Origin of the sequence: Niallia sp. FSL R7-0648, assembly GCF_038007005.1 — a bacterium.
In the GTDB taxonomy this organism is placed as follows: domain Bacteria; phylum Bacillota; class Bacilli; order Bacillales; family Cytobacillaceae; genus Niallia; species Niallia circulans.
This window is the reverse complement of record NZ_JBBOWE010000001.1, coordinates 4,087,212-4,099,658: the sequence shown is the minus strand read 5'-3', so window position 1 is coordinate 4,099,658 and position 12,447 is coordinate 4,087,212. Positions and strand designations below refer to the sequence as shown.

The 12,447-nt window shown below is 32.2% G+C and carries 14 protein-coding genes; 13 read left to right on the top strand and 1 reads right to left on the bottom strand.

Going from position 1 to position 12,447, the window contains the following annotated elements:
* Positions 1-2: 2 nt before the first annotated feature.
* Positions 3-251 (top strand): helix-turn-helix domain-containing protein, encoded by a 249-nt coding sequence (locus NSQ89_RS19860; protein ID WP_053215694.1) that lies wholly within the window; start codon positions 3-5, stop codon positions 249-251.
* A 348-nt stretch (positions 252-599) separates the two neighbouring features.
* On the opposite strand, the gene NSQ89_RS19855 is transcribed toward NSQ89_RS19860, so the two are convergent.
* On the bottom strand, positions 600-1,403 hold the full coding sequence (locus NSQ89_RS19855; protein WP_341133117.1) for a hypothetical protein: 804 nt from the start codon (positions 1,401-1,403) through the stop codon (positions 600-602).
* Between the two features lie 225 nt (positions 1,404-1,628).
* Between NSQ89_RS19855 and NSQ89_RS19850 the strand changes: the two genes are divergently transcribed.
* The 12 genes from NSQ89_RS19850 to NSQ89_RS19795 all read left to right on the top strand — a co-directional run bounded on the left by NSQ89_RS19850 (position 1,629) and on the right by NSQ89_RS19795 (position 12,414).
* Complete coding sequence (locus tag NSQ89_RS19850; RefSeq protein WP_341133116.1) at positions 1,629-2,375, top strand: YveK family protein; 747 nt, start codon at positions 1,629-1,631, stop codon at positions 2,373-2,375.
* The gene (locus NSQ89_RS19845) at positions 2,362-3,072 is read left to right on the top strand and encodes a CpsD/CapB family tyrosine-protein kinase (RefSeq protein WP_341133115.1); all 711 of its coding nucleotides are present in this window, start codon (positions 2,362-2,364) and stop codon (positions 3,070-3,072) included. The genes NSQ89_RS19850 and NSQ89_RS19845 overlap by 14 nt, the downstream gene beginning before the upstream one ends.
* An 82-nt stretch (positions 3,073-3,154) precedes the next feature.
* Complete coding sequence (locus NSQ89_RS19840; protein WP_341133114.1) at positions 3,155-3,919, top strand: tyrosine-protein phosphatase; 765 nt, start codon at positions 3,155-3,157, stop codon at positions 3,917-3,919.
* A gap of 102 nt (positions 3,920-4,021) precedes the next feature.
* The gene (locus NSQ89_RS19835; protein WP_341133113.1) at positions 4,022-4,696 is read left to right on the top strand and encodes a sugar transferase; all 675 of its coding nucleotides are present in this window, start codon (positions 4,022-4,024) and stop codon (positions 4,694-4,696) included.
* Positions 4,697-4,818: 122 nt separating this feature from the next.
* A complete protein-coding gene (gene pssD / locus NSQ89_RS19830) occupies positions 4,819-5,268 on the top strand; it encodes a PssD/Cps14F family polysaccharide biosynthesis glycosyltransferase (RefSeq protein WP_341116641.1) in 450 nt (149 codons plus the stop codon).
* A complete protein-coding gene (gene pssE / locus NSQ89_RS19825; RefSeq protein ID WP_341133112.1) occupies positions 5,269-5,760 on the top strand; it encodes a PssE/Cps14G family polysaccharide biosynthesis glycosyltransferase in 492 nt (163 codons plus the stop codon). It abuts the gene before it with no gap.
* Positions 5,761-6,897, top strand: coding sequence for a polysaccharide pyruvyl transferase family protein (locus tag NSQ89_RS19820; RefSeq protein ID WP_341133111.1), 1,137 nt, complete (start codon positions 5,761-5,763; stop codon positions 6,895-6,897). It begins immediately after the preceding gene.
* A gap of 29 nt (positions 6,898-6,926) precedes the next feature.
* Positions 6,927-7,928, top strand: a complete 1,002-nt coding sequence (locus tag NSQ89_RS19815) for a nitroreductase family protein (protein ID WP_341133110.1) — start codon at positions 6,927-6,929, stop codon at positions 7,926-7,928.
* Between the two features lie 149 nt (positions 7,929-8,077).
* Complete coding sequence (locus NSQ89_RS19810; RefSeq protein WP_341133109.1) at positions 8,078-9,019, top strand: glycosyltransferase family 2 protein; 942 nt, start codon at positions 8,078-8,080, stop codon at positions 9,017-9,019.
* 343 nt (positions 9,020-9,362) lie between these two features.
* On the top strand, positions 9,363-10,292 hold the full coding sequence (locus tag NSQ89_RS19805) for a hypothetical protein (protein ID WP_341133108.1): 930 nt from the start codon (positions 9,363-9,365) through the stop codon (positions 10,290-10,292).
* Between the two features lie 100 nt (positions 10,293-10,392).
* Positions 10,393-11,586: an O-antigen ligase family protein gene (locus NSQ89_RS19800; protein WP_341133107.1), complete on the top strand. Its 1,194-nt coding sequence runs from the start codon at positions 10,393-10,395 to the stop codon at positions 11,584-11,586.
* Positions 11,587-12,414: a polysaccharide pyruvyl transferase family protein gene (locus NSQ89_RS19795; RefSeq protein ID WP_341133106.1), complete on the top strand. Its 828-nt coding sequence runs from the start codon at positions 11,587-11,589 to the stop codon at positions 12,412-12,414.
* The last annotated feature ends 33 nt before the right edge of the window (positions 12,415-12,447 follow it).

The following is a 12,447-nucleotide window of genomic DNA, read 5'->3' as shown; positions in this document are numbered from 1 at the left end:
GAATGATTGGCGAAAGAATTCGATATTTACGTCAGCGAAAAGGTTATTCGTTATCTAGGTTGGCAAAAGAGGCGGAGGTATCCAAAACATACTTAAGCAACATCGACAGAGGCTTACAAAATAATCCCTCTCTACACTTCTTAGAAAAAGTAGCCGCTAAACTAGGAACAAGCGTGGAATACTTAATTAGTGATGATTTTGAAAAAGATATGCTTAATAATAAAACAAGCAGTAAAGGAACGATCAAATAGATGCATGAGCACCCAAATGATACATAGTTGAACTTTGATAAAGGGAAAGTACCCCCCCTTTCTTCCTACTTTCCCTGCAAACCTTCCTATAAGCTTTTATTCCTCCCATCGAGTTTCATTTTCCTTCATCATGTTGCCAGCCAATTATAGCAAACGAGCATTCTTTAAATGAGTAAGTAAAATATATAATATAATAGAAGAAACTAGGTAGCGTTTACAAGAAGAAATGAGAATAAAGTAATATTTACAAATATTCAGAAATCGTGATAATATACTATTCATGTGCGTTATAAAGAATTGATTCTTAAGAAAGAAAGCGAGAAATTCTCGCTTTAGTTAGTAAAGAGTTTATTCAGAAATAAGTTTTTTAGCCAGATAGCTGCTCCAAACTTTAAAGCCTTGTTCATTTGCTTTTGATTTATCACCTAACTCAACGTAATAATCTTTAAGTTTTAAATCATTGCTATCAGGCCATGCTTCCCAATGATTCCAATAGGAAATTTCCTTCGATTCTGCAAACTTTTGCAAATCATTCGCTTGCATAGGATAAAGACCTGCCTTATACAGGGGATGTGCCGGCATTAAAACAAATGTTACATCTGGCAGTTCATCTTTTGTTTCATTTATCACTTGGTTGACATTCAATAAGGTTGTAGAAATATCAACTACACCGTTATCATTCAACAAAAAAGGTTCCCAGATGACCATATCTGGCTTCTTATCAATCATAGACTCATATTCATTATTATTTACATAATCAGATGATGTCTCATTATATGTAATGCTATCAATGGTTACGTATTTATCATATTTATTAGCTAACGCTTCTTGCAATGGGGTAATTAACCCAAGCTCTTTATCGCCAATTTCCTCGGAACCAACTAATAAGATATGAAAAGCTTGTTTATCAGCAAGTTTCTCTTCCAGTACTTGCTGGGCACTCTCAGGCCAAGACTTGGCGAAACTCATATAGTAGTCAAGACTAAAGTACTGGTCTTTATGTTCTTCCTGGTCTTTATTTTTTACTTCTGCATCTTTAGTAGGATGGCTGTTAGTTAAAGGACTGACCTCTCGATTATTCCAATGGGTATTCCCAATAATAAGTATGAGCACGAGAATAATAGAGAGGATGGATAGAATAATAGCTTTCATTGAAACCTCCTAAAAAATTTAGTATAGTCGTTTAGTAATCTACCAAATTAGTACATTAGATAGGAAAGTTCTCCCTTTTAAAAAAATATATATCAAAAATGTAAATTAATTGGTATAGTAAAACACGTAAAAACATTTCATTTAAAATTATGACAAGAAATGACAATATATGCAACGATATATGATATAATATTTTTGGTTTTTATATTTTTCTAGGAGGAAGTCATGGAAGAAACTATTAGTCTAAAAGAATTATTTGATACAGTAAAGAAAAGAGTATCACTTATTATCTCCATTACATTAGTTGCTATGATAGTAAGTGCCGTTGTAAGCTATTTTATTATTACGCCTGAGTATAAATCTTCGACGCAAATTCTTGTTAACCAAGCAAAGGATGACTCAAACGCTGTATTAAATTCTGGGGAAGTACAGGCAAACGTACAATTAATCAACACCTACAGTGTTATTTTAAAAAGTGCAGCTATCTTAAATATTGTAAAAGATGAATTGAATTTAGATATGAATGTGTCAACATTGAACAGTAAAATTACAGTGGAAAGTGCACAAGGTTCACAGGTAATGACTGTAGCAGTTACAGATGCTGACCCAACAGTTGCCTTACAGATTGCCAATAAAACAGCAGAAGTATTTGAAAAAGAAATTAAGAATATTATGAGTATTGATAATGTAACCGTATTGCCACTAGCGGAAGATCAAGAGAATCAATCTCCTGTTAGCCCTAACCCTCCTTTGAATATTGCCATAGCTGCAGTAGTAGGATTATTGATAGGTGCAGGGTTAGCATTTTTACTTGAGTACTTAGATAATACTGTGAAAACAGAGCAGGATATTGAGAAATTGCTAGAGTTACCAGTACTGGGAGCTATTACAAAAATTGATGAAAGTTTTGAAGCAAAACTTAGAGGTACACAAAAAGGAAGAAGCAGGGGGGATTTACTTGGCAGCAAGTAAGCGAGCAAAAAAGGGCGGATTAGCTCTTAATAATAGACGAAAACTGATTGCAAAGTATGATCCGAAATCACCGATTTCTGAGCAATATAGAAATATTCGAACAAATATCATTTACTCAAGCGTGGATGAAGAAATCCGTTCAATATTAGTGACATCCTCGGGACCAGGGGAAGGAAAGTCGACAACAACGGCAAATTTAGCAGTAGTTTTCGCACAACAGGGAAAAACTGTATTGTTAGTAGATGCAGATTTACGGAAACCGACTGTTCATTATACGTTTAATTTAAATAATACAGCTGGATTGACCTCCATATTAACGAACCAAATGGATTTAATGGAAACTGTTCATCAGGATGATGAACAGAATTTATATGTTCTTCCTAGTGGGCCAATACCGCCAAATCCCTCTGAGCTATTAGGATCAAAAGCGATGAGCCATTTCTTGGAAAAAGCATTAGCAGAATTTGATATTATCTTATTCGATACACCGCCAGTAATGGCCGTAACCGATGCACAAGTGCTGGCCAATCTTTGTGATGGAAGTATTTTAGTAGTAGGGAGCGGGAAAGCGGATAAAGAAGCTGTGGTGAAAACGAAAGAGCAGCTTGCTGCTTCGACGGGAAAAATATTAGGTGTTGTATTAAATAATAAAAAAGCGGACAAAAAAGGTAGTTATTATTATTACGGCACAAATTAACAATCAGTTAAATTGCTTACGAAAATATCACTTAATATAGTTATAGAAAAAGTTAGTAAAATAATAGAGGGGTGTAGAACCAATGATTGATATCCACAGTCATATATTACCTGGAATTGATGATGGGGCACAGACAATAGAAGATAGCATAAAGATGGCAAAAACGGCCGTGAACGAAGGCATAACATCAATCATTGCTACACCTCATCATAAGAATAATCAGTTTAATAATTTGAAATCTTCGATTCTTACAAAGGTAAATGAGCTAAATACAGTATTAAAACAAGAGAATATTCCTCTTACCGTACTTCCTGGTCAGGAAGTACGAATTTATGGAGAAGTGATAGAAGATTATAATAAAGAAGAAATTCTAACACTTAATCATACAAAATATCTTTTCATAGAATTCCCCTCTTCCTCTGTGCCACAATATGCAGAAAGGCTATTGTATGAATTGCAAACAGAGGGTATTATTCCAATAATTGTACATCCGGAGAGAAATAAAGAATTGCAGGAAAAGCCTGATCTTCTTTATCAGTTCGTAAAAGGTGGTGCATTGACTCAAGTAACGGCATCTAGCGTGGCGGGGTATTTTGGAAAGAATGTTAAAAAATTTTCAGAGCAGTTGATTGAATACAATTTAACCCATTTTATTGCATCCGATGCTCATAATATCCACAATAGAACTTTTAAAATGGCTGAAGCTTTAGATATGATAGAAGCGAATTATGGTATGGATTATATCTATCTTTTTAAAGAAAATGCCCAATTTCTAGTGGAAGATAAGAATATAATTAAAGAAATTCCTGAACGGATAAAAAGAAAGAAATTTTTAGGGATATTTTAATCTAATAATTTACTAGATAACTAATAGTAAAAAAATGTATATTTTATTAGTTATCTATAGAATACATAAAAGAAAAATAATTAAAGGATAGGTGATATAGTGATGTCTGAATTTTATAAGGATCAATCTCTGTATTTAGAAAAGAAACAAAATATATGTGTAAATACAGCTCGAAGTTACCTTGTAATGAAAAGATCAATAGACATCATCGGTTCATTTTGTGGATTAGTTGTTCTAAGTATCCTTTTTATTATTATTGGTCTTTTAATTAAATTAGAAGACCCAAAAGGGAAAGTTTTCTTTAAACAATTAAGAGTTGGAAAAGATGGAAGAGAGTTTTATATGTATAAATTCCGCTCGATGGCCTCCGATGCAGAAGAGCGATTGAAAGAATTATTAGCTTTAAATGAGGTTTCTGGTGCAATGTTTAAGATGAAGGATGATCCACGAGTAACTAAAGTGGGGAAGTTTATACGAAAAACTAGTCTAGATGAATTACCGCAGTTGATAAATGTGCTGAAGGGCGAAATGAGTTTAGTAGGGCCGAGACCACCTCTTCCTCGAGAAGTGGCCGAATATACCTCATATGATAAACAAAGACTATTAGTAGTGCCAGGGTGTACAGGGTTGTGGCAAGTCAGCGGGAGAAGTAATATTGGGTTTTCAGAGATGGTAGAGTTGGACTTGCTCTATATCAAAGAGAGATCTATTATGAAAGATATTAAAATTATGTTGAGAACAGTTTTAGTGTTATTTGGATCAAAAAATGCATTTTAATTTCGTAGGGATAATCTAATTAGCAGATAATTGAGTAGAAATTAAATTATTAAAGATACTTCTAATATTTAATAATAATTATTATTTTAAAATAAATAGGGTAATTAGTGAGGAATAATATTATGAAAGTTTGTTTAGTTGGTTCAAGTGGAGGTCATTTAACGCATCTTCATATGTTAAAACCTTTTTGGGAAAATGAAGAGAGATTTTGGGTTACCTTCGACAAAAGTGATGCTAAAAGTATCTTAAAAAATGAAAAAATGTACCCATGTTACTACCCAACCAATCGTAATGTAAAAAACACAATTAGAAATACAATTTTAGCTTTTAAAATCTTAAAAAAAGAGAGGCCAGATATTATTATTTCCTCTGGTGCCGCTGTTGCTGTGCCTTTTTTTTATCTAGGAAAGTTATTTGGTTGTAAAACAGTGTATATAGAGGTGTTTGATAGAATTGATTCACCAACTCTTACTGGAAAATTAGTATATCCTGTTTCTGACAAATTTATTGTTCAATGGGAAGAAATGAAGAAAGTATATCCTAAAGCAATAAATTTAGGAGGTATTTTCTAAATGATATTTGTAACAGTTGGAACACATGAACAACAATTTAACAGATTAATTATGGAAATGGATCAATTAAAAGCAAATGGAAAAATTGATGATGAAGTCTTTATTCAAACAGGTTATTCAGATTACGAGCCAAAGCACTGTCAGTGGACAAAGTTTGTAAGTTTTGATGAAATGACAAATTACATTGAAAAGTCTCGTATAGTAATTACTCATGGAGGGCCAGCTAGCTTTTTAAGTGTTTTAGAAAAGCATAAATCTCCGATTGTGGTGCCTAGGAAATTTGAGTTTGATGAACATGTAAATAATCATCAATTTGATTTTGCAAAGAGAATCCAAGAGCGTGGTTATGGAATATACTTGGTTGATAATATAAAAGACTTATATGAAACTATTAAAAATTTCTCGGATACCAATGAGGGTTTTTTGTCAAATAATACGCAGTTTATCGATCAATTCAAAATAATTATTAAAGATTTAATGAGGAGCAAGTGAATGAAAACAGTAGGAATTATGTCAATGCAAAGAATCTATAATTATGGATCATTCTTACAGGGTTATGCCTTAAAGCGGTTAATAGAAACGTCTGATCAGAATATTGAGGTGCAATTTCTAGATTATCGTCCGGGAGATCCTTTAATTAAAACTGATATTGCTGAGAGGAAAAGTAGTTTCAGTAGAAAGATTAGTAAAATTAAAGAATATAATCAAGTTAGTGCTAAATTAATAGATAAGATTCGCTTTTTTAATCACAAAAGAACATATGCTAACCGTTTTTTTCCGCTTCTCGGTTTAACTGAACAACCTAATTATAATTATAAAGTTGATGTACAAGTTATTGGTAGTGATGAGGTTTTTAATTGTGTGCAATCAAATAGTAATGTTGGATTTTCTAGAGATCTTTTTGGACATAATTCTGAAGCAAAGAAAGTTATTTCGTATGCAGGGTCCTTTGGTAATACGACATATGAAAAAATAAATGAGTATTCAATTGGTGAAATGTTAAAGGAAGATTTTCAGGCATTTGCTCAAATCTCCGTTAGAGATGAAAACTCTCGCAGTGTAATAGAGAAACTCACTGGCCATAATCCTTCAGTAAATGTAGATCCTGTTTTAGCATATGATTATATGAAATTAGAATCGAAAATTCCCAAAAATCGTCTATTCAAAGGTAAATATATTATAGTTTATGGATATTCTGGCAGGCTTACTAGTGAAGAAAATAAAATGATTAAGGAATATGCTAGAAATAAAGGTGCTAAGGTAATATGTATAGGCGGAGTCCAAGAATGTTGTGATAAATTTATTGATTGTGACCCGTTTGAGGTTTTAGCTTATTTTCGTGATGCTGAGTCCATTGTTACTGATACTTTTCATGGAACAATATTTTCTATTATAAACAATAAACAATTTTGTACAATAATTAGAAAAAGTGTTGGAAACAGTTATGGTAACGAGGAGAAGCTAGGATATTTATTAGGTTTATTTGGTCTTGATTCCCAACGTTCAGATAACCTATCATTAGATAGTTTATCTTCAATATTATCTAATGAAATTGATTATGATAGTGTCAATAAAAAACTTAACCTCGAGAGAAAAAAGGCAATAAATTATTTAAAATCTAATATATAGTTATACTTTTGATAAGAAGAGGAGTATATATGAAAACTAATACAAATAAATTGAAGGAATATGGGAAAAAATTTTTGCAAAAGATTCGCCTTCGTTATTTAGCAGGTAAAGATATAAGAAGATTTTCGAAAACAGCCTCCTTTTCAATTTATGATTGTTCATATGATCAATTATGTTCGAGAATAATATACAATGTTCATGCGATTGAAAAAGGTTTGTCCCGTAATGAAAATATTCGATTAGGATTTGGTAAAAAGGCTCTTTCTGTTCTTAATGATGCTTTAGTGGTTTATACAAAAAGTGGCTATCCTCAGGATAGTTTTCCTTATAGACAAGGGCGCTCTATTATACTGAGGTATAAAAAATTTCATGAGAGTAAGAATTTTGATGTAAGTTTTTTGAGTGAAATTATAGATAGTACTTTTTTGGAAGATTACGATCAAGTATTTAGAGATGCAGGCACTAAAACTATTTATCGAGAGGAAAAAAAGCAAAATCATAATAAGAATTTTTATTCATTAGCTCAAAATCGATATAGTATTAGAGAGTTTTCTGGACAACCTATAGATATAAATAAAGTTAATAATGCAATAAAGAATGCTGGGAAAACTCCCTCTGTTTGTAATAGACAAGGATGGAAAGTTTACGTTGTAACTAATAAAGAAAAAATGAAAAATTTACTATATTTACAAAGAGGGTTTAAGGGATATCCAAAATTGCCTGAGGTGGTTTTGGCAATAAGTGTTTCTAATAGTACATTTTTGAGCCCTGTAGAAAGAAATGAGGCTTTTGTTGATGGTGGACTATTTTCGATGTCAGTGATTTATGGTTTAGAACACGAAGGCTTAGCTGCTGTCCCATTAAATGCAATGATGAACTCTAGAGATGAAAAGGATATAAGAAAGTTAATAGAAGTTGATGATTCTGAACAATTAATATTATTTATTGCAATTGGTGACTTTAAAGAAGAGACGATAGTTCCCGCTTCTGATAGAAAAAGTATTGAAGATTATACTATTTATATAACATAAATGAATGATTATTTATGTTATATAAATTCATTACTTAATAATCATGCAAAATAAAGTTATTTTTTGTAACTATTACTTTCGAAGAATATTTAAAGGGATAGATAATAAACTCTTATATTATAAAAAAATTATGCTAATAGGGGCTAAAAATGAATTCGTTGATATCTATTGTAATACCACATTTTAATTCAAGTGATAGGATAAGAAAGCTCCTTAATTCACTAATGGTGAAAGAAAGGGATAATTTAGAAATTATTATTGTTGATGATAAAAGTAGTATTACTGAAATAGAAAACTTAAAGGGAATTGTGAAGCAATTTCCTTTGAACATATCTTTGTATGAAAACCAAACAAATAAAAAAGGCGCCGGTGTTTGCAGGAATATCGGAATTCAAAAGGTTACTTCTCCGTGGATTTTGTTCGCGGACAGTGATGATCATTTTACTGATAATTTCTATAAGTATATAGAACCGTATTTAACAGCAGATTTTGATATAGTTTATTTTTTACCTACATCTCAAGATGAAAATGGTAATGTAACAACCAGACACCTTTCTTATTCCAAACCAATCGAAGAATACTTGGAAACTAGGGATATTAGTAAAATAAAATATCAAATACAAGTGGTTTGGTCAAAATTATTTAGAGCAGAAATGATAAAAAAACATAATATTACTTTTGATTCAACGTTAAGCAGTAATGATGTTATGTTTAGTTTAAAATGTGATTATTATTCCACTTCATTTACAGTTGAATCAAATACAATTTATAGTTGGGACTTTAATTCCAAAAGTATAACTAGCTCGATGAGTAAAGAAAAATTTTCGGATATTTTGGATGTATATATAAGAAAAAATAATTTTTTCAGAGAAAAGTTAAGTACTAAAGAATATAAAAATATAAGGAATTCTGCCACAAGACTTACTGGAATGGCACTTGTAAGATATAAGTTTGGTTTATTATATAGCTTAGGAATTTTTATTAAATTGCTTAGAAATAAACATGTATTAATTAAACTATCAGACATTAAAATTAGTAGATTAAAAAATTTTTTAAAGAATAATCAATTTTATAAACAAGAAACTGACTAATAAAATTAGTGAAGATAATTTTGTATTTAGGGATACGTGAGCGTTAAGCTAAAGTAGAGAAAAAACATGCAATTTTGAATTTGAAAGTTATTCTTACTATTTTTAAGAATAACTTTCAATTGGATGCACTTGTGAAAAATCGAATTGTGCAGTGATACTGCACAACGGGAAGAAAAGGACGCATATAAAAAGTGGTAATGGTTGCATGAAAATCTAGCCGTGGAAAACATTCTATAGCTATTTTCTCATGTGAAACTATTGTCAAAGTGCGAAGATAAATTAAACTTTCTGGTCAATAGTGTTGCATCCACAACTTTTTTAGAAGATTATAGTGGGAGGATACATGAAAATACAAGATATTCATAAATATAAACTGCCCTATAACAAAAGGATCAAGGGACTGAATTGGATATTAAATAGATTCGTTATGTTTTCGGAAAATTTACTACTTCGCCAAAAGCCAATTCAAAATCCCATTGGTAAAAATAAAGGCGAAGAAAAAATCATTCTGTCAATGACAACCTATCCTGGGCGTAACAACATCGTCGGATGGACGATAAAGTCACTTCTGAATCAGAGTGTACCCGTCGATCGGTTTATTCTATGGCTAGCAAAGGAGCAGTATCCAGGGGAAGAAATTCCGCAAGAAATTCAACAATATATGCAATACGGCTTAGAGGTTAGATTTTGTAACGATTTAAGGTCGCATAAAAAATATTATTATTCAATGCTTGAATATCCAGATGCTGTTGTAATAACAGTCGATGACGACGTTATCTATCCAGAAGATACGGTCGAAAAACTTTTACGAATGCATAAAAAGTATCCCGATGCAGTGATTTGCAATCAGGCACGTTGGATTGCATTGGAGGGGGATCGACTTGCTCCTTATGTAAAGTGGAGAACAAGGCTACCAGAAAAAGTTGAGCAGCCTAGTTATCGAATTTTACCAATCGGGGAGGGGGGAATACTCTATCCACCCGGTGTATTATATAAAGATTTATTTTCGAAGGAATTACTCATGTCGCTTGCTCCGTTGGTTGATGATCTCTGGCTAAAATTTATGGCTGTGAAACAAGGAACACGTGCCATGGTATCGGAACCAGAGCAAAGGGGACTTTGCCCAGTTTGGGTGGTTGGGCAGCATTCCTCTTCGCTACAATCGCAAAATGTGCAGGGAGGCAATAATGATATTGCTGTTGGAAAAATACTGGGACATTATCCGGAACTATTTGCTATTTTGCAAAATGATACATTGCCTTTAGCGAAATAATTACATATCTAGGCTTTTCCGGGTAACACAATGGAGTGTATATATAGATTTATGAATATGGGGTTTGAATAGCAAGCCTTAATTTTTGTGAGGGAAAATAATGAACTTTAGAATAAAGAAGATTACCTCAACGGACTTAATAAGTTTAGTAATCCTTATTAGTTGTATAAATATTACCTTTTTAAATTCAATTTTTAGTGGAATGACTCAAATCCTTTTTTGGGTGAGAATTATTGCGATATTAGGACTTGTCATAAGAAATCTTTTTATTAGACATAAATACACAACTACATTTAAATGGCTGAGTGTATTTATTCTATTTTCTTTATTATGTACACAATTTGGATATGGAAATGTTGGATATGCATTGAGATTGTTATCCATACCATTCTTAATTTCGCTTTGTATCGATTCCTACCAGAAAAGCATTATTCCAATTTTGAGAATATGGAAAAATACTCTATGGATAATTGTTATAGCCGATGCGTTATCAATGATATTATACCCAAGTGGACTATATACCGATGACCTATACTCTGAAAATTGGTTTTTGGGGTATAAGACTGCAAGATTGGTTTACAGTTTACCATTATGTATTATTACTGCATATTTGTCAGAAATGAAAAATAAAAAAATTAACATGGAGAGTTATCTTGCCATTATAATTTCGGCAATATGTTTGTATCACTCTAAATCAACGGCAGCCAATGTTGGAATACTGTTGATAGGTGTTTTTTTTATCTTTTTTAACTTTAGCAAAATTATAAAGGGAAGCGAAAAAATTATATATAAAATTTTAAATTATAAAGTTTTTATTCCACTTTATGGGTTGCTCGTTACTTTTACCATATTAATAGATCGGTCACCTATTATGCAGTATTTTGTTGTGAATATTTTGGGGAAAAGTCCTACGTTAACAACGAGGACGTTCATTTGGGAAAGTTGTTTAAATTTAATTGCTTCCAGCCCGATATATGGAGTGGGTTATTTATATGCAGAAAAATATGTAGAGATAACAGGAAATGTTTTTGCTACCTCTGCCCATAATATGGTACTTAGCATTTTAGTTTCTACTGGGGTAGTTGGGCTACTTCTTTATGTTGTACTGATTATCAGTGCAACAAAAAGAAGAAATGCTACGTATCATAGGCATGAAGCAGTGTTAATTGCTGGCATTATAGCAATGCTAATAGTTGGAATTACGTCTTCGACTTTGGTGTTTAGTGCTTTTGGTTTTGCTTTTTACATTTTATTAGGAATACCTTTGAAAAAAAACTGTAATGGAGGACTATGAGTGTCTAGGATAAAAAGATTTTTAATGAGAAATGAACTGTCCATTGGATATAAGAAATCGCAAAAAAATAAAGTTAACCTAGAGTGGTGGAACAAAAAGCCCAATTTAGGTGATGGATTGGCAAGTGTGATATATGATTGGATGCTTGATTATTACGGCTTGGATAAAGAACAAAAGGTAAATGGTACGAAGCATTTATTAACTGTTGGCTCATTGATTGGCATGGGTGGTTTTGATGCTACAGTTTGGGGAAGTGGAATCCATAGTGTCAGTAGTATTGAAGCGGTGGTAAAACAAAAAAAAAATAGAAAATATGATATCCGTGCAGTTAGGGGACCAATAACTAGATGGTTCTTGCAAGGCATCGGATATGAATGCCCAGAAGTATATGGAGATCCGGGTATATTGCTGCCTTTAATCTATAAGCCAGAAAATGTAGAAAAAAAATACCCAATTTCGGTGATATACCATATGTCTCAGAATGGAAAAGATGGAAATCGACGAGATGATTTGAATTATATCAATATAGAAACATACGATCATAAGTCCTTTTTGAACGATGTAGTTGCATCAGAGCTTGTTATTTCGTCTACTTTGCATGGTATTATTTTGGCAGAGGCCTATGGAGTTCCGGCTATTTTTTTAAAAAAGGGGATGGATCAGGAAATTATAAAGTTTTATGACTGGTACTTCTCAACAGGAAGAACTTCAGTTAAAATGGCCGAAACGCTCGATGAAGCACTTAAAATGCAAGCAATGGAACTACCTAACTTATCGGAAATGCAGAAACAATTGATTGCTGTTTTTCCAAAGGATATCTGGAATTAAATTCTAATAGTGTTTATAGAAATGTTTCTGAAC